Source organism: Rhodococcus sp. NPDC059179 (assembly GCF_042754885.1).
In the GTDB taxonomy this organism is placed as follows: domain Bacteria; phylum Actinomycetota; class Actinomycetes; order Mycobacteriales; family Mycobacteriaceae; genus Rhodococcus_G.
Genome location: NZ_JBHZBV010000009.1, coordinates 124,710 through 143,490, shown reverse-complemented (window position 1 = coordinate 143,490; position 18,781 = coordinate 124,710). Strand labels below are relative to the sequence as shown.

Sequence of the window (18,781 nt, the reverse complement as noted above, 5' to 3'; positions counted from 1 at the left end):
CCGCCACCGTCTCCGGCTTCAACCCCATCGTCTCCCGAGAGACCACCCGAACCCGCGACAGATCCAGCCACCCCGCCTCAAACTCCGCCCGCACCCGCGGCAACCGCAACCACAGATCCATCCCCAACGACGCATGCGACTCAGCGACCGTCTTCGAACACCCCATCCGCACCGAAAGCTCCGCGATCGCACCGTTGCCGCAGTCCATGATGTCGCCCGACCCCAACCGCACATCACGCTCGATCCACGACTCCCAGAACCGACCCGCCGCCAACACCTTCCGCGCCGCGAAACGATTCTCGGCCACACACGACAACCCGACATCCTCCAACGCAGCGACATCATCGAGCAGCGAGAAGGCCCCCGCCTCGGCGCCGGACCTCACCTCGCCGTCCCTGACCTCACCACGCGATTCGAACATGTATTCGACACTACGCCTCGGGTCCGACAGATTCCAGGTCCCGAGGTGAACTGGCAGGGCCCGGGACCACGTGCCACCCCGCGACCATCGTCAGCGTGAGACCACGGGGACCTGCTCCGGCGCAGCCACCCGCCCGGAACGAAGCAGCGGCATCAGGAACGCCAATCCGAGCACCAGGACCCCGGCCGCCACCGCGAGAGACCGCGAATACCCGCCGTCGAGCAACGGGGCCACCATCAGCGGACCCAGCACCTGCCCGACCCCGTACAGCGCCGTGCCGATCGCGGGAGCGCGCGGGCCCACCAGTTCCGTGCCCTCCGCCAACGTCAGCATCACGATCCCCATGAACGTCCCGCCGAAGGCGAGCGCCGCGAGCAATTGCACCGCCGTGGAATCGAAGAGCGCCGAGGCCCCCACCCCGACCAGCTGCACAGCGAAGGCCGCCGCGAGCATCGTCACCCGGGAGTGCCTGCGTGACAGCCTGATCCACAACACACAGGACGGCAGCCCGGCCAGACCGACCGCGATCCACACCGCGCTACCCAGCCAGGCCGTCGTTCCGATGGACGCCACCGCGGCCACGATGAAGGTCGCGGACACGATGTAGCCGAGGCCTTCGCAGAAGTAGGCCGCCATCAACCAGGCGAACCTCGTCCGGGCCCGGCGCGATACCGGCGCCGCCCCTGCCACCGAGTCAGCAGCCGCCGGATCACCGCCCGGCAGTGACCACGAGAACGCGGCGAGCACCGCCGCCAACCCGGCCACGACCAGCCAGCTCACCCGCCATGATCCGCTGGACCCCAGCGCGAGAAGGGCGAAGCCGGACAACGCGATTCCGGCCCCGATCCCGCCGAACACCCAGCCGACGCCGTCCCCGCCGCCCGTGACCTGCTGATGGGCCACCCGCGCGGTGAAGACGAACAGCACCGCGCTGGCGACACCGGCCAGGAACCGCAACGCCAGCCACAGCGACATCGACTCGGCCGCAGGCATCAACGCCAGAGTCGCGATCAGCAGGAGCAGCGATACCCGCATCGCGGGCCTGCTCCGTGGAATCCAGTGCGCGAAGATCGCGACCACCGCGCCGACGAGGTAGCCGAGATAGTTCGCCGTCGCCAGGGTCGCCGCGGACTCCGCGGTCAGGCCCGCCTGATCCGCCATCAACGGCAGGATCGGGGTGAACGCGAACCGGCCCAGCCCCATGGCGACCGCCAGCGTGATGCTCGCGCGCAACACGAGCATCCGATCGTTGCCCTCGGTAACCATGCCCTGCAGGCTACGACCCGCCCAAAATCGCCGAATCAGCTGCCGGAATGAACTCTCGCGTCGCGGGGTTGCGCAAAGCGCCCCCATGGCAAGCCAATCGGACGGAGAGCCCATGAGCGTCATCGAAGAAACACCCAATCTCGGCCGAATCGGTGTGTGGCAGCCCGCGTACTTTGCGACTCCCGAGTTCGGGCAGGCGATGGAGCGACTGGGTTACGGCACCGTCTGGCTCGGCGGCTCCCCACCCGCGGACCTCGTGACCGCCGAGTCCCTGCTAGACGCGACCACCGATCTCACCGTCGCCACCGGGATCACCAACATCTGGGTCTCCCCCGCCGCCGAGGTCGCCGCGTCGTTCCACCGGCTGGAGGCGCGCCACCCGGGCAGGTTCCTGCTCGGCATCGGCGCCGGTCATCCCGAGCACTCCGGACAGGTCTACGCGAAGCCCTACCAGGCACTCGTCTCCTATCTCGACGAACTCGACGCGGCCGGGGTCCCCGCCGGGCGCCGTGTCCTCGCGGCCCTAGGACCGCGCGTGCTCAGGCTCGCCGCGGACCGCACCGCGGGCGCGCACCCCTACCTGACCACCCCCGAACACACCCGCGAGGCGCGCGAGTTGCTCGGCCCCGAACCACTTCTCGCACCCGAGCACAAGATCGTGCTCGACACCGACGCCGCGGCCGCAAGGGCGATCGGCCGCCCGGTCGTGGAAAACCCCTATCTGCACCTACAGAACTACATCGCGAACCTCACCCGGCTCGGATTCACCGAGGCCGAACTCTCCGACGGCGGCAGCGACCGGGTGATCGACGCCCTGGTCGCGCACGGCGATGCCGCCGCGATCGCCGCCCGCCTCACCGAACACCTCGACGCGGGCGCGAACCACGTCGCTATCCAGGCGCTCCCCGTCGACGGCGACCAGCTGCCCGCCCTCTCCGCGCTCGCCGCCGCACTGTACTGATGCGGCTTCGCCGCAGTGGTGCGCTTACGGGGTCTACGTACTCCATAAGCGCACCACTGCGGCGGAGCCGCATATGCTGGCGCCCATCACGAGGGAGGGCACGGCATGAGCGCAGGGGGGTCCCCGGCGGCACTCGAGGCGATCGGACTGACCAAGCGGTTCAAAACCGTTGACGCCGTGTCGAATCTGGCCTTCACCGTTCCGCATGGCTCGATCACCGGGTTCCTCGGCCCGAACGGCGCCGGCAAGACCACCACGCTGCGGATGCTGCTCGGGCTGGTGCGTCCCACGTCCGGCACCGCCACCGTCGCCGGTGTGCCGTTCTCCGAACTCAGGCAACCCGCCCGCGTGGTCGGCGCGGTCCTCGACTCGCTCAGCCTGCATCCGAACCGGACCGCACTCGGTCATCTCCTGATCTACACGGCCGCGATCGGGCTCCCCGACGCCCGCGCCCGGCAGGTCCTTGCACTGGTCGGGCTCGACCAGGCCGCACACCACAAGGCCGGCACCTTCTCGCTCGGCATGCGGCAACGGCTCGCGCTGGCCACCGCGCTACTCGGCGACCCCCAGATCCTGGTCCTCGACGAACCCGCCAACGGCCTCGACCCCGAGGGCATCGCGTGGCTGCGCGAGTTCCTCCGGGCCTTCGCCGGATCCGGCCACACCGTCCTCGTCTCCAGCCACATCCTCCGCGAGGTGGAGCAGACCGTCGACCGCCTGGTCATCGTGAGCCAGGGCAGCCTCGTCTATCAGGGCGGCATCGACGAGTTGCGGCGCTCGCGCCGGGGCCGGGTGCTGGTCGCCGGGTCCGACCCCGCCGCCCTCGCGATCGCCCTCGCCGCCAACGGGATCATCGACGCCCAGGTGCTGCCCGACGGCCGCCTCGCCGTCACCGGCGCGGAACTCGACACGATCGCCGCGATCGCACAGCCAGCCGGAGTCCGCATCTTCGGCGCCATCGCCGAACCGGTCGATCTCGAGCAGGTGTTCCTGTCGATGACTTCCGGCCGGTACGCGGCCGAGCATTACGGACCGCAGGGCTACCCGTACGGAGGTTCCCGATGACCGCGCTGCTCACCTCCGAACTGCGCAAGGTCACCACCCTGCGCTTCTGGTGGGCGCTGGCGATCGCACCGCTGGCGGTCGCCCTGTTCTCCGGGGCGATCTTCGCCGCCGTCGACGGCACCCTCACCACCATGGACGCGGAGCTCACCACCAGCGCGGCGAACGTCGGGCTCTTCATCACCATCGGCTGGGTCGCGCTGTTCGCCGGCCTGTTCGGCGCGGTGAATGCGGGCACCGAATTCCGGTACAGCACACTGACTCCCACCTTCCTGACGTCCTCGAGCCGGGACGGGGTGCTCGCCGCGAAGCTGATCGTGACGGCCGCGTTCGGCGCGCTGTACGCCATCGCGGCCGTGGCCGTCGCGATGGTCGCCCTGATGGCCTTCGGCGGCGCACTCGAATTCGACGGCACCCTGCTGGGACTGCTCGGCATCGGCGTACTCGCCGCGGTGGCCTGGTCGCTGATCGGGGCCGGACTCGGGCTGGCGTTCGCGTCCTCGATCGGCGCCGCGATCGTCCTGCTGGCCTGGTTTCCGGTCGGCGAGATGATCGTCGGCTCGATCCTCGCCGGGTTCGGCGCAGGCGCGGCCGGGCAGTGGTTGCCCGGCGCCCTCACCCTGTCCACCGTGCTTGGTGCCGCCACCGACGGGCTCGCCGACACCGCGCCGTGGCCGCTCGCGCCGGTGGCTCTGCTGGCCTGGGCCGCGCTGTCCTTCGGCCTCGGCTGGTGGCTGACGCGGGGCCGCGACGTCACCTAGGCCTGAGGATTCCGCGTCGGACCCCGGGGCTACCGTGGCTTTCGATGGCGAACTCGGAGAGTGCACGCGGCTGGATACGACGGCTGACGGCCGAATGCTGGGCCCACCGGACCGTCGCGCTCGGCGCGCTCACGGTCACGGTGATCGCCGCGATCATCGACATCTCGTTCCCGCTGCTGACCCGGATCGCGATCGACGACGCCACGTCGGGCGACACCGAGATGATCGCCACCGTGGCCGCGACCATCGCGGCGCTGGCCGTGGTCCGGTTCGGCTGCCAGTTCGGCCGCCGGATGCTCGCGGGCCGACTCTCGATCGATGTGCAGCACGACCTCCGACTCGGGCTGCTCGGCTCGCTGCAGCGCCTCGACGGCGCCGGCCAGGACCAGATCCGTACCGGACAGGTGGTGTCCCGCTCGATCACGGACCTGCAGTTGGTGCAGGGCCTGCTCGCGATGGTCCCGCTGTCCGCGGGTGCGCTGATCCAGTTCCTGCTCGCGATCGTCGTGATGGCCTACCTCTCGCCGCTGCTCACGGTCGTCGCCCTCCTCGTCGTGCCCGCGGTGTCGTTGGTGGTCTGGCGGATCCGGCCGACGCTGTACGCGGCCACCTGGTCCGCCCAACAACGTGCCGCGGACCTCGCCCAGCACGTCGAGGAGACCGTCACCGGGGTACGCGTGGTCAAGGGTTTCGGGCAGGAGGCCCGGGCGGTGCAGCGCCTCGAGGACCTCGGCCGCGACCTGTACGCGGAACGGATGCGGGCCGCCCGGATCAACTCCCGCTTCGCGCCGACGATGGCCGCGCTGCCGCAACTCGGGCTGGTGGGGGTGATCGCCCTCGGCGGCGCGCTGGCGCTACAGGGCTCGATCTCCGTGGGCACCTTCCTCGCGTTCGCGACCTACGTCGCCACCATGTCGAACGTCACCCGGCTGCTGTCGTCGGTGGTGATCATGGCCCAGTTGTCGCGGGCCGCGGTCGAACGCGTCTACGAGGTGATCGACACCGAGCCCTCGGTCGCGGACCCCGCGCGCCCGATCGCGTTGCCCGCCGGGCCGATCGGTGTCCGGCTGCGCGGGGTCACGTTCGGATTCGAGCCCGGACGCGACGTGCTGCGCGACCTCGACCTGGACCTCGCTCCCGGCGAGACCGTCGCCGTCGTGGGCCGGGCCGGCTCCGGCAAGACCGCGCTGTCCCTGCTGCTCCCCCGCTTCTACGCCCCCAGCGCGGGCAGCGTCGGACTCACCGCGGACGGGCAGTCGTTCGACGTGACGGACCTGCGCGGCGATCAGCTACGCGAGGCAGTCGGGCTGGTCTTCGACGAGCCGTTCCTGTTCTCCGACACGATCTCCGCCAACATCGCGCTCGGCCGGTCCGACGCGAGCGCCGAGGAGATCGCGATCGCCGCGAAGATGGCGCAGGCCGACGAGTTCATCGAGGCACTGCCGGACGGCTACGACACCGTCGTCGGCGAGCGCGGACTCACCCTCTCCGGCGGTCAGCGACAGCGGGTCGCGTTGGCCCGCGCGCTGCTGGTCGCGCCGCGGCTGCTCATCCTCGACGACGCCACCTCGGCCGTCGATGCCGCGACCGAGGCCGCGATCTTCGACACCCTGCGCTCCCAACGCGATCGGACCACGCTGATCCTTGCGCACCGGCGCTCGACGCTGACCCTGGCGGACCGGGTCGCCGTCCTCGACGACGGCCGGATCATCGACACCGGGACGGTCGCCGAGCTCGACGCACGCTGCCCGCTGTTCCGCGCCCTGCTCGCCGACCCCGACCCCGACGCCGTGCAACCCGACGAGACGCCGTCGCCCGCCGGACCCGAACCCACCGAAGCGCAGCTGTGGCCCGCGACGGTGCCCTCGGCCGAGTTCGACGCGACCGTCTCGGGCAATCCGGCCCCGGCGGCGGGGCACGGGCACGGCGGAGGTGGCGGCGGCGGTCCGATGTCCGGCGCCCTCGGCGACGTCGCGGGCACACCCGAGCTGCGCGCGGCGGTCGAGGCGTTGCCTGCTGCCACCGAGGACCCGCGGATGGACGACACGGGACTGCGCAGGCCCGATTCCGACTTCCGACTGGCGACGCTTTTGCGTCCGGTCCGGTGGATCCTGGCCGCGGTGGTCGCCTGCCTCGCGCTCGATTCGCTGGCCGGTGTGGTGTTCCCGTCGATCGTGAAGTTCGCGATCGACCACGGTGTGGTCCCCGACCAGCCCTCAGCACTGTGGTGGGCGACCGCCGCGGGGGTCGTGCTGGTGGCCGCGGACTGGGTGGTGGTCGCCGTGATGACGGTCATCACCGCCCGCGCGGGTGAGAAGGTCCTCTACGGCCTGCGGGTCCGCAGCTACGCCCACCTGCAACGGCTCGGACTCGACTACTACGAGCGCGAGCTGTCCGGCCGCATCATGACCCGGATGACCACTGACGTCGACGCGCTGTCGTCGTTCCTCCAGACCGGCCTGTCGACCGCCGTGGTCAGCGTCCTCACCATCGTCGGTATCTCGGTGGCACTCCTGCTCACGGACGTCGTCCTCGCGCTGGTCGCCCTCGCGGTGGTGCCGCTGCTGATCGTCGCCACCCTGATCTTCAGGCGGGTGTCCTCCGTCGCGTATTCGGTGTCGCGCGAACGCATCTCCATCGTGAACGCCGACTTCCAGGAGAACATCGCGGGCCTGCGCGCTGCCCAGGCCTACCGCAGGGAGGACTTCGCGGCCGAACGCTTCGCGGAGCGCGCCGACAGCTACCGCCGCAGCCGGATGCGCTCGCAGCTCGCGATCTCGATCTTCTTCCCGTTCATCACCCTGCTCTCGGACCTGGCGCTGGCCGCGGTCGTCCTGGTCGGGGCCCGCGAGGTCGCAAGCGGGGACGCCACCGCGGGCACGCTGGTCGCGTTCGTGCTCTACCTGGGGCTGCTGTTCGGCCCCATCCAACAGCTCTCGCAGGTGTTCGACGGCTACCAGCAGGCGAGCGTCGGCCTGCGCCGCATCGGCGACCTGCTGCGCACACCGAGCTCTATTGAGACGGCCACGCAGGCCGACACCGCTGAGACATCCCCCGTCGCTGCGCTCGCCCACATCGACGGCCACCTGCGCGGCGAGGTGGCCCTCGACGCGGTGAGGTTCCGGTACCGCGGCGCCGACCGGGACGCGCTGAGCGACGTGGACCTGCGGATCGAGCCGGGCACGACCGTCGCGCTCGTCGGCAAGACCGGCGCGGGCAAGTCCACCGTGGTCAAGCTGCTCGCCCGGTTCTACGACCCGACCGAGGGCTCTGTCCGCGTCGACGACGTCGACCTGCGCCGCTACCCGCTGCACCAGTACCGCGGCCGCCTCGGCGTCGTCCCGCAGGAGGCGCACCTGTTCTCCGGTGACGTCGCGAGCAACATCGCCTACGGCAGGCCCGACGCCACCCGCGACGAGATCGTCGCCGCCGCCCGCGCGGTCGGGGCGCTGCACACCATCGCCGGCTTCCGCGGCGGGATGTTCCAGCCGATCGGCGAGCGCGGCCAGGGACTGTCGGCCGGGCAACGACAACTGATCGCCTTGGCCCGCGCGGAGCTGGTCGACCCCGACCTCCTGCTGCTCGACGAGGCCACCGCAACGCTCGATCCCGCGACCGAGCGAACCGTGCTCGAGGCGGGCCGGCTGCTCGCCCGGCGCCGGACCGCCGTCATCGTGGCCCACCGCCTGGCGACCGCCGCGCAGGCCGACCTCGTCGTGGTGATCGACGGGGGACGAATCGTGGAATGCGGCAGGCACGGCGATCTGCGACGTGCCGGTGGTCACTATGAGGGACTCTGGGATGCAGCTCAGAGCCGGGCGGGGAATAATTCGGGGCGACTAGCCGTCATCGATAGTAGTGAACCCGGCGGCCTGAAGTGATGTACTTCACTCGGCGGCCGCCCGGTGCGCGCCCGTCACAGATGGGGTCTAGCCTCAGGTCTATCCGCGCTGATCTGGGACCAAGAGAGAAACGAGGCGAACACCTGCCGTGAGCAGCAGTTCTACGTCACAATTCGGACAGAACCAGTGGCTGGTCGACGAGATGTACCAGAGGTTCCAAAAGGACCCGTCATCCGTCGACGCGAGTTGGCACGAATTCCTCACCGATTACACGCCAGATACCTCCGGGGCCGGCAACGGCGTGAGCACCCCCGCGGTGCCCGCTGCCCCCGCCCCGACGAACGGCACTGCAGCGCCCGTCGCCGCTGCCCCGGCCCCCGCCGCTGCCGCCCCGCCGGCGGCGCCGCCCGCGCCTGCAGCCCCGCCCGCGCCTGCAGCCCCGCCCGCGCCTGCCGCCAAGCCCGCGGCTGCCGCACCCGCGAAGCCCGCGGCCGCTGCCCCCGCGAAGCCGGCGCCTGCCACGCCCGCTCCCACGGCCGAGTCCAAGGTCCTGCGTGGCGCGGCTGCCGCGGTCGCGCGCAACATGTCCGCCTCGCTCGCGATTCCCACCGCCACCAGCGTGCGCGCGATCCCGGCGAAGCTGATGTTCGACAACCGCGTCGTCATCAACAACCACCTCGCCCGGACCCGCGGCGGCAAGATCTCGTTCACCCACCTGCTGGGCTACGCCATCGTCCAGGCCGTCAAGGCCTTCCCGAACATGAACCGGCATTTCGCCGAGGTGGACGGCAAGCCGAACGCGGTCACCCCCGCGCACACCAACCTCGGCCTGGCCATCGACCTGCCCGGCAAGGACGGCAGCCGCGCGCTGGCCGTCGCCGCGATCAAGGGCACCGAGGCGATGAACTTCGCCCAGTTCCACGCCGCGTACGAGGACATCGTCCGCCGCGCCCGCGACGGCAAGCTGACCGCCGAGGACATGTCCGGCGTCACCCTTTCGCTGACCAACCCCGGCACCATCGGCACCGTGCACTCGGTGCCGCGCCTGATGCAGGGCCAGGGCGCCATCGTCGGCGCGGGCGCAATGGAGTACCCGGCAGAGTTCCAGGGCGCCAGCAACGAGAAGATCGCCGAGATGGGCGTCGGCAAGCTGATGACGCTGACCTCGACCTACGATCACCGGATCATTCAGGGCGCGGAGTCCGGCGACTTCCTGCGGACCATCCACAACCTGCTGATCAGCGACGACTTCTACGACGAGATCTTCCACGCGCTGCACATCCCGTACGAGCCCGTGCGGTGGCGTCAGGACGTCTTCGCGACGGACATCGACAAGAGCACCCGCGTCCTCGAACTGATCGCCGCGTACCGCAACCGCGGCCACCTGATGGCGGACACCGATCCGCTGCAGTTCGTCAAGGACAAGTTCCGCAGCCACCCCGACCTCGACGTCACCACCCACGGCCTGACCCTGTGGGACCTCGATCGTCAGTTCAACGTCGGCGGCTTCCACGGCAAGCAGCGGATGAAGCTGCGCGACGTGCTTTCCATCCTGCGCGACGCGTACTGCCGCCACATCGGCGTCGAGTACACGCACATCCTCGACCCCAAGCAGCAGCAGTGGCTGCAGGATCGCGTCGAGGCCAAGCACGTCAAGCCGACGGTCGCACAGCAGAAGTACATCCTGAGCAAGCTGAACGCCGCCGAGGCATTCGAGACCTTCCTGCAGACCAAGTACGTCGGCCAGAAGCGGTTCTCGCTCGAGGGCGCCGAGTCGGTCATCCCGATGATGGACGCCGTCATCGACCAGAGCGCCGAGCACGAGCTCGACGAGGTCGTCATCGGCATGCCGCACCGCGGTCGCCTCAACGTGCTCGCCAACATCGTCGGCAAGCCGTACTCGAAGATCTTCACCGAGTTCGAGGGCAACATGAACCCGGCGGCCGCGCACGGCTCCGGCGACGTGAAGTACCACCTCGGCGCCGAGGGCACCTACATCCAGATGTTCGGCGACAACGACATCAAGGTCTCGCTCACCGCGAACCCGTCGCACCTCGAGGCCGTCGACCCGGTGCTCGAGGGCCTCGTCCGCGCCAAGCAGGACATCCTCGACAAGGGCGAAGAAGGCTTCACCGTGCTGCCGCTGATGCTGCACGGCGACGCCGCGTTCGCAGGCCAGGGTGTGGTCGCGGAGACGCTGAACCTGTCGCTGCTGCGCGGCTACCGCACCGGCGGCACCGTGCACATCGTGGTCAACAACCAGGTCGGCTTCACCACCGCCCCGGAGCACTCCCGCTCCTCGGAGTACTGCACCGACGTCGCGAAGATGATCGCCGCGCCGGTCTTCCACGTGAACGGCGACGACCCCGAGGCCTGTGTCTGGGTCGCGCAGCTCGCCGTGGACTACCGCGAGGAGTTCGGCAAGGACGTCGTCATCGACATGATCTGCTACCGCCGCCGTGGCCACAACGAGGGCGACGACCCGTCGATGACGCAGCCGGCGATGTACGACCTGATCGACACCAAGCGCAGCGTCCGCAAGAGCTACACCGAGGCCCTGATCGGCCGAGGCGACATCTCGCTCAAGGAAGCGGAAGACGCCCTGCGTGACTACCAGGGTCAGCTCGAGCGGGTGTTCAACGAGGTTCGTGAGCTCGAGAAGTTCAAGCCGGAGCCGTCGGAGTCGGTCGAGCTCGACCAGACCCCGCCCGCCCGCCTGACCACCGCCGTCGACCAGGCGGTCCTCGAGCGGATCGGCGACGCGTTCGTGAACGTGCCCGAGGGCTTCACCGTGCACCCGCGAGTCAAGCCGGTCATCGAGAAGCGTCACGAGATGTCCAGGGACGGCAAGATCGACTGGGCGTACGCGGAGTTGCTGGCCTTCGGTTCGCTGGTCGAGCAGGGCGCCCTCGTCCGCCTGACCGGCCAGGACTCGCGTCGCGGCACGTTCACCCAGCGCCACTCAGTGCTCATCGACCGCAAGACCGGCGGCGAGTACAACCCGATCTCGGCGATCGCGGCGAACGCAGGCAACGGCGGCAAGTTCATGGTCTACGACTCGGCGCTGACCGAGTACGCGGGCGTGGGCTTCGAGTACGGCTACTCGGTGGGCAACCCCGACGCGCTGGTGCTGTGGGAGGCGCAGTTCGGCGACTTCGTCAACGGCGCGCAGACGATCATCGACGAGTTCATCTCCTCCGGTGAGGCGAAGTGGGGCCAGCTCTCCGACGTCGTGCTGCTGCTGCCGCACGGCCACGAGGGCCAGGGACCGGACCACACCTCCGGCCGCATCGAACGCTTCCTCCAGCTCTGCGCGGAGGGCTCGATGACCGTGGCGGTGCCGTCCACCCCGGCGTCGTACTTCCACCTGCTGCGTCGCCATCACCTCGACGGAATCCGGCGCCCGCTCGTGGTGTTCACCCCGAAGTCGATGCTGCGCAACAAGGCTGCGGTCAGCAACCTCGAGGACTTCACCACCGGCAAGTTCCGCTCGGTGTTCGAGGAGCCGGCGTACGAGACCGGCGGCGCCCCGCGCGACAAGGTCAAGCGCGTGCTGCTGGTCAGCGGAAAGCTGTACTGGGAGTTGCTGGCCCGCAAGCAGAAGGACAACCGCGAGGACGTCGCGATCGTGCGGATCGAGCAGCTGTACCCGCTGCCGAGTCGCCGCCTGCGCGAGACCCTCGACTGGTACCCGAACGCGACCGAGTTCCGTTGGGTGCAGGAGGAACCGGCGAACCAGGGTGCCTGGCCGCTGTTCGGCCTGGCACTGCCGGAGCTGATCCCCGACAAGCTGACCGGGATCAAGCGGATCTCCCGCCGTGCCATGTCCGCCCCGTCCTCGGGTTCGAGCAAGGTGCACGCCGTCGAGCAGCAGGAGATCATCGACGAGGCGTTCAAGCCGACCTCGTAGGTTGACCGAACCGACGCTGCCACCACGGCGAGCCGTGCAATTGCCACTGAGCCGGGTCGAATTCACTCCCAGGAGCGGATTCGACCCGGCTTCGTGGTATCTCGACGTGCCCGCGATCAGCGAATTGCGTCGGGACGGAATCGATTTCACCAGCCCTGTGACGGTCATCGTCGGCGAGAACGGTGTCGGCAAGTCGACGCTGGTCGAGGCGATCGCCGGTGCCTGGCAGGGCGGATTCCGCGGGGCCCAGGACCGGCTGTGGTCGGCGGGCGGCAGCGCGGAAGACACCGACCTGCCGCGTCACCTGACCTGTATCGGCGCGCAGCCCAGGCCGTACGGCGGCTGCTTCCTGCGAGCCGAGTCGATGCACTCGCTCTTCGACCGGGCCGACGCCGATCGCGTCCGGGACACCGACCAGGGCCTCAACGAACTCTCCCACGGCCAGTCGTTCCTGCGGTACGTGGCGGACCGTCCGGTCGGCGTCGGCCTGTGGATCCTGGACGAACCCGAGGCCGCGCTGTCGTTCCAGTCCTGCCTGGCGCTGCTCGGCGTGATCAAGGACCTGGCGGCCGAGGGCTCCCAGGTGATCATGGCGACCCACTCCCCCGTGCTGGCGGCGTGCCCCGACGCCGAGATATGGGAGCTGACCGAGGCAGGCACCGAGCACCCGCAGTGGGAGGACCTCGACCTGGTCCGGAACTGGCGTTCATTCCTGGACGGTCCGGAGCGGTTCCTGCGGCACCTGTGAGCTCGCCCGGACCGCGTAGACGCCGAACGCGGTCCCCGCTATCACACCGCCCGCCGCCACCACGGTGAGCAGATCGGGTTCGGTCAGCGGCTGGCCGCGCAGCGCCTGCCAGGTCAGCAGCGCGAGCAGACCCGTGTAGCCGCCGGCCAGCACCCCCATCACCGCGGCCCGGGCGGGCTCCGCCCGGAGCCACGGAACGCGCGGGGCGAGCGCCGCTAGGATCACCGCGGCCAGCAGCAGGACCTGCAGGGCATGCAGCCCGGCGAAGTGTGGGATGCGCAGGTCGCCGCCGGTGGTGCTCCAGTTGGTGATCGGCATGCCGGAACGGTCGTCGGTCGCCCCGACGGTGTGGCGGGCGCCGAGTTCGACCATGCGGCCGTTCGCGTCGCGCGCCGACTGATCGCCCTGGAACCCCACCAGGTAGGCGATCGCCATCCCGGCCAGCGCGAGCCACAGCCCGGCCTTGATCGCCCGGGTCGTCGGACGGTCTGTCAGCCGCTGTCGCAGCAGGATCACGGCGATCACCAGATTGGCGGCGAAAAGCCCCAGCACGCCGTACATGAAGATCGTCTGCCCCACGGAGTTGATGATGTCGTCGGACTTGTTGAAGTGACTGAAGGTTCCGCGAGCCGCCTGAAGCGCGATGAAGCCGACGTCGGCGAGGCCGGCGACGGCGAAGACCGCAGCCAGTGCGCGCGTCCAGCGACTTCCCCTGTGCGGCAGGTTCAGCATCCACGCCAGGGTGGCGCCGTACAGGGCGAAGGCGATCGCGAACTTGAACGGCTTGACCCAGATCGACACCCCCAGCAGCGTTCGGTCGTCGACGACCATGCCGACGGCGGCCGCGCATGCCAGAAACACCATCGCGGCGACCATCACCATGAGTGGCCGTTGACGGGAAAGCAGTGGGCGGACTTGTGATCCGAGGATGTCCATGTACCGACGGTAGGGAGGCGGGCCCGATCAGCGCGTCCCGCTGCGGGGTGAGATCGGATCCCATACCCAGGTATGAGAGATCTACCTAGACCTCGTAGGAGACGCTCCCCATCATGCCCCGGTCCTGATGAAAGCTGTTGTGACAGTGGAAGGCCCATCGCCCGGGGTTGTCGGCATCGAAGTAGGTCGTCATCGCGGTCTTGGGAAGCACGATGACGGTGTCGTTGCGCGAACCGGATTCGGCGATCTGAAATGTGTGGCCGTGCAGGTGCATGGGGTGCCACATGTCGGTGTCGTTCCGCCACGTGATTCGCACGCGTTCGCCGCCGCGCACCCCGAATCGGTTCGACTCGATACTGCTGGGGTCGAAGGGGACGCCGTCGATGCTCCACGTGTACGGACTCATCGACCCCGTCAGCCGGATGTCGAGGGTGCGGACGACGTCGCGGCGCGGCAGGCTGTCGGCCTCCGTCGCCGACATATCCCATGCCATCGGGACGTTTCCGTCCAGCTCGGCCACGGACACGTCCGGCGGCGGGCGCCCGCCCGGACCGGTGCGGACGATCGCCAGCGCGCGGGCGTTCTTGCCTTCCGCCGAGGCGATGAGCGGGAACACCCCGTCCTTCAGCGTGACCAGAGCGTCGTATCGCTCGCCCATCCCCAGCAGCAGCGCATCCGCCCGCAACTGGTTGATCGGGAAGCCGTCGGTGTGCGTCACCATGAGCTCGTGGCCGCCGAGCGCGACGCGAAATGCGGTGTCGGCGCCCGCGTTGATGATGCGCAGCCGGGCACGGTCGCCCGGTTTCGCGGTGAACTGCGGCGGATCGGTGGAGATCCTGCCGTTCACCAGGTAATAGGGGTAGTTCACGTCGCCTGCGTCTCCGCCGAGGAGTGCGCTCTTGCCGTCGGTGAGCATGTACTGCGGCCGCGCCTGGGCGGTGCCCGATTCCCCACCCATTCCCTCCATGCCGCCCATCCCGGCCGACAGTTCGCGGAGGACGTCGTCGGGGGTGCCAGTGATCCCGTCCATCCAGTCCTTCAGGAACACCGTCCATTCGTGGTCGTACTGCAGGCTCTCGTTCGGGTCCTCGATGATCAGCGGCCCGGACAGTCCCCGGTCGAGCTGCAGCCCGGAGTGCGAGTGGTACCAGTACGTTCCCGGATCGGGCATCACGGCCTCGTAGACGAACGTCTGCCCCGGCGCGATCGGCGGCTGCGTGAGGACCGGGACGCCGTCCATGTCGTTTCGGATCGCGATGCCGTGCCAGTGGATCGTCGTTCCGACCGGCAGGTCGTTGGCCACCTCCGCGCGCAGGCGTTCGCCCGCCTGCAGCCTGATCTCGGGTCCGACCGCCTCCGAGGCGAACCCCCAGGTGTTCGCCACGACTCCCCCGAGGTCCACGGCCACCGGCCGGGCCGACAGCGCCATCGGGACCACCGTCGCCGAACCCGCAAGCGCTCGTTCGCGCGCCGCGATCTCGGGGTCGGCCGGGGTGATGAACCGAGCAGCCTGGGGCGGCGCACTCGAGCACGCCGCGGCCAGTCCCCCCGATACCGTCGCCACGGCGGCGTATTTCAGGAAGACCCTGCGGGGCATAGGTTCCATCGCGGCTCCTCCGCGGACGGACTCCTTGCTGCCGCGCCGGCCGACGCAGCGGCTACGCCTCGACCGTCAGGTGCCGGATCGAGGCGCATGAACGCCGACAAGTCTATCCCCGATCGGTCGGCGCCCACCGTCAAGCGCCCAGCATCGACCCGACCGCCCCGGCACTGATCGCGACCGCGGGCAGCGCGGTGACGATCAGTTCGATCAGTTCCTCGCGGGTGATCTCGGGATCGGTGAGCCAGCTGATCGTGGCCTCCTCGACGAACGCGATCCAGCCGCGGACCGCGAGCGTGATCCGCGGACCGGGTTCGATGCCGATCCTCGGGAGTTGCGCGGTGATCCGCTCGGCCATCGTCGCGCGGGTGCGTTCGAACTCTTCCCGCATCTCGGGGTCGCCGCTGGCGGTACCGCGCAACAGGGACACGTAGGTGTTGCGGTTGTTCGAGACGTAGTCGACGTAAGCGGCGATCGACGACCGGAGGATCTCGAGCGGTTCGAGGCTCAGGTCCGGTTCGGTCCGCTCGAGCATCTCGGCGCCGGCGTGCCGCACGATTGCCAGGTGAAAGTCGTGCTTGGAGGCGAAATAGTGGAAGAGTAGGCCCCGGGAGACCCCGGCCTGGTCCGCGATTTCCTCGACCGAGATCTGCTCGAGAGGACGCTCGGCCAGCATGCGTGCGCCGAGGTCGATGAGCTGTGCCCGCCGCTCCTCGGGGCTCAGCCGGATGCGCTTGGTGACCACCATGGCCTCAGACTACTGAATTCGGGTCAATAAGCTATTGACCGGGGCTCAACAAGCCCCTACGATCCAATACATGAGTCTTCCAGTTACAGATACTGCGGTGAAGCCGGATGGAACTCCCCGCCACGTCGACACCCTGATCATCGGCAGTGGCTTCGCGGGCCTTGGTGCCGCGATCAAACTGGTTCAAGAAGGCAAGCAGGACTTCGTCGTCCTCGAGCGGGGCAGCGAGGTCGGCGGCACCTGGCGCGACAACACCTACCCCGGCGCGGCCTGCGACGTCCCGTCGCATCTGTACTCGTACTCCTTCGCGCTGAACCCGACCTGGACCCGGTCGTTCTCCAAGCAGCCGGAGATCCAGAACTACATCAGCTCGGTCGCGCGCAAGTACAACGTGCTCGACAAGCACGTCTTCAACTGCGACGTCCAGGAGGCGCGCTGGAACGAGGTCAGCGCACGCTGGGAGGTGCAGACCACCCGCGGCGCCTTCACCGCCAAGATCGTGATCTCCGCCGTCGGCGCGCTGTGCGAGCCGTCCCTGCCGGACATCAAGGGCATCGAAGGCTTCCAGGGCGAGATCTTCCACTCCGCACGCTGGAACCACGACGCGGACCTGGCAGGCAAGCGGATCGCCGTGATCGGCACCGGCGCCTCCGCCATCCAGATCGTCCCGCAGCTCGCCGCCAAGGCAGGCCGGCTCGACGTCTACCAGCGCACCGCGCCCTGGGTGCTGCCCCGCGCGGACCGCGAGTACACCAAGGTCGAGAAGCTCGCGTTCAAGTACCTGCCCGGGTTCCAGAAGCTCTCCCGCACCGGCATCTACTGGATGCGCGAGACCCAGGTCGTCGGCCTGGCGAAGGCCCCGATCTTCATGAAGCCCTTGCAGTTCGCGGCCGAGCGCCACCTGCGCATGCAGATCAAGGACAAGGACCTGCGCAAGAAGGTCACCCCGAACTTCCAGATCGGCTGCAAGCGCATGCTGATCTCGAACAACTACTACCCCGCGCTGGCCCAGCCGAACGTCGACCTGGTCACCGACGGCATCGCCGAGGTCACCGCCAACGGCATCGTCGACCGTGACGGCAAGACTCGGGAGGTCGACGCGATCGTGGTGGCCACCGGCTTCCACGTCACCGACTCCCCCACCTTCGCCGGGATCATCGGCAAGGATGGCCGCTCCGCCGCGCAGGTCTTCGAGGACAGCGGACAGCAGGGCTACAAGGGATCGGCGATCGCCAACTTCCCCAACATGTTCTTCCTCGTCGGCCCGAACACCGGCCTCGGCCACACCTCGATGGTCTTCATGATCGAGTCGCAGCTCAACTACGTCGTCGACGCGATCAACACCATCGAGCGGGGCGGCATCGGGACCATCGAGGTCCGACAGGAGGCGCAGGACGCCTACAACAAGGACCTGCAGGACAAGCTCGCCCGCAGCGTCTGGAACAACGGCGGATGCGCCAGCTGGTACCTCGACAAGCACGGCAACAACACCACGCTGTGGCCTGGCTTCACCTTCCAGTTCCGCAACACGACCAAGAAGTTCGACCTCGCCGCGTACCGCAGCGTGGCCACCAGCGACCTGCCCGTGGCAACGAGGGATCTGCGCGCGATCACCGGCGACGAGATCGTTGCCGAAATCGAGGCAGGCACCACATCCACGGTCGGCACCGCCGACGACGAGAAGGTTGTTGCACAGTGAGCGATTTCGCAGGCAAGGTCGTGGTCATCACCGGAGCGGGCTCCGGCATCGGTCGCGCGCTCGCGCTGAACCTGGCGGGGAAGGGCGCCCGGCTCGCCCTCTCCGACTTCGACAGCGTCGGACTCGCCGAGACCGTCCGCCAGGCCGAGGCGCTCGGCGCCGAGGTCAAGTCCGACCATCTGGATGTCACGCAGCGCGAGGCCGTGCTGGCCTACGCCGACGCGGTCGCCGCCCACTTCGGCAAGGTCAACCAGATCTACAACAACGCAGGCATCGCGTACCACGGCGAGTTCGAGAAGTCCGAGTTCAAGGACATCGAGAAGATCATGGACGTGGACTTCTGGGGAGTCGTCAACGGCACCAAGGCATTCCTGCCGCACCTGGTCGCCTCGGGCGACGGGCACGTGGTGAACGTCTCGAGCCTCTTCGGGCTGCTCTCGATGCCCGGCCAGACCGCTTACAACTCCGCGAAGTTCGCTGTCCGCGGCTTCACCGAGTCGCTGCGCCAGGAGATGCTGATCGCCAAGCACCCGGTCAAGGTGACCTGTGTGCACCCCGGCGGCATCAAGACCAACATCGCCCGCAACGCCACCGCAGGCCCAGGAGAGGACCTCGACGTCTTCGCCGATTTCTTCGACAAGAAGCTCGCGCGCACGACGCCCGAGCAGGCCGCGAAGGTCATCGTGAACGGCGTGCAGAAGGGTAAGGCTCGGGTACTGATCGGCGCCGACGCCAAGTTCCTCGACGCCTGGGTCCGCCTGGTCGGTTCGGGCTACCAGCGCATCACTGCCGAGATCGCCGGCCGTGTCATGCCGAAGGCGAAGTAG

Annotated in this window: 13 protein-coding genes; 8 read left to right on the top strand and 5 right to left on the bottom strand. The window is 69.0% G+C overall.

Annotated features, from left to right (window positions below):
- Positions 1 to 421 (bottom strand): DUF222 domain-containing protein (locus ACFXMV_RS17645; RefSeq protein WP_378614319.1); only part of this gene is annotated, 421 nt, incomplete at its 3' end.
- A 90-nt stretch (positions 422 to 511) separates the two neighbouring features.
- The gene (locus ACFXMV_RS17640; RefSeq protein WP_378499724.1) at positions 512 to 1,687 is read right to left on the bottom strand and encodes a YbfB/YjiJ family MFS transporter; all 1,176 of its coding nucleotides are present in this window, start codon (positions 1,685 to 1,687) and stop codon (positions 512 to 514) included.
- 112 nt (positions 1,688 to 1,799) lie between these two features.
- Between ACFXMV_RS17640 and ACFXMV_RS17635 the strand changes: the two genes are divergently transcribed.
- From ACFXMV_RS17635 to ACFXMV_RS17610, 6 genes are all read left to right on the top strand, one after another.
- Complete coding sequence (locus tag ACFXMV_RS17635) at positions 1,800 to 2,648, top strand: LLM class F420-dependent oxidoreductase (RefSeq protein ID WP_378499723.1); 849 nt, start codon at positions 1,800 to 1,802, stop codon at positions 2,646 to 2,648.
- Between the two features lie 105 nt (positions 2,649 to 2,753).
- Positions 2,754 to 3,713, top strand: coding sequence for an ABC transporter ATP-binding protein (locus ACFXMV_RS17630; RefSeq protein WP_378499722.1), 960 nt, complete (start codon positions 2,754 to 2,756; stop codon positions 3,711 to 3,713).
- Positions 3,710 to 4,471 carry an ABC transporter permease gene (locus tag ACFXMV_RS17625; RefSeq protein WP_378499721.1) on the top strand — a complete coding sequence of 254 codons (762 nt, stop codon included), beginning with the start codon at positions 3,710 to 3,712 and terminating at the stop codon, positions 4,469 to 4,471. The genes ACFXMV_RS17630 and ACFXMV_RS17625 overlap by 4 nt, the downstream gene beginning before the upstream one ends.
- A gap of 44 nt (positions 4,472 to 4,515) precedes the next feature.
- Positions 4,516 to 8,352, top strand: coding sequence for an ABC transporter ATP-binding protein (locus ACFXMV_RS17620; RefSeq protein WP_378499720.1), 3,837 nt, complete (start codon positions 4,516 to 4,518; stop codon positions 8,350 to 8,352).
- Positions 8,353 to 8,461: 109 nt separating this feature from the next.
- Positions 8,462 to 12,223 (top strand): multifunctional oxoglutarate decarboxylase/oxoglutarate dehydrogenase thiamine pyrophosphate-binding subunit/dihydrolipoyllysine-residue succinyltransferase subunit, encoded by a 3,762-nt coding sequence (locus tag ACFXMV_RS17615; RefSeq protein ID WP_378503192.1) that lies wholly within the window; start codon positions 8,462 to 8,464, stop codon positions 12,221 to 12,223.
- Positions 12,224 to 12,269: 46 nt separating this feature from the next.
- Positions 12,270 to 12,971, top strand: a complete 702-nt coding sequence (locus tag ACFXMV_RS17610) for an AAA family ATPase (protein ID WP_378503210.1) — start codon at positions 12,270 to 12,272, stop codon at positions 12,969 to 12,971.
- Here the strand turns inward: ACFXMV_RS17610 and ACFXMV_RS17605 are convergent.
- The 3 genes from ACFXMV_RS17605 to ACFXMV_RS17595 form a co-directional block, all read right to left on the bottom strand.
- Positions 12,930 to 13,907: a hypothetical protein gene (locus tag ACFXMV_RS17605; protein WP_378500744.1), complete on the bottom strand. Its 978-nt coding sequence runs from the start codon at positions 13,905 to 13,907 to the stop codon at positions 12,930 to 12,932. The genes ACFXMV_RS17610 and ACFXMV_RS17605 overlap by 42 nt on opposite strands.
- A gap of 85 nt (positions 13,908 to 13,992) precedes the next feature.
- Entirely contained in the window at positions 13,993 to 15,513 is a 1,521-nt protein-coding gene (locus tag ACFXMV_RS17600; protein WP_378500743.1) for a multicopper oxidase family protein, read from the bottom strand.
- A gap of 130 nt (positions 15,514 to 15,643) precedes the next feature.
- A complete protein-coding gene (locus ACFXMV_RS17595; RefSeq protein WP_378500742.1) occupies positions 15,644 to 16,255 on the bottom strand; it encodes a TetR/AcrR family transcriptional regulator in 612 nt (203 codons plus the stop codon).
- A gap of 70 nt (positions 16,256 to 16,325) precedes the next feature.
- Between ACFXMV_RS17595 and ACFXMV_RS17590 the strand changes: the two genes are divergently transcribed.
- Positions 16,326 to 17,954 carry a flavin-containing monooxygenase gene (locus tag ACFXMV_RS17590; protein WP_378500741.1) on the top strand — a complete coding sequence of 543 codons (1,629 nt, stop codon included), beginning with the start codon at positions 16,326 to 16,328 and terminating at the stop codon, positions 17,952 to 17,954.
- Complete coding sequence (locus ACFXMV_RS17585; RefSeq protein ID WP_378500740.1) at positions 17,951 to 18,781, top strand: SDR family NAD(P)-dependent oxidoreductase; 831 nt, start codon at positions 17,951 to 17,953, stop codon at positions 18,779 to 18,781. Before ACFXMV_RS17590 ends, ACFXMV_RS17585 begins: the two co-directional genes overlap by 4 nt.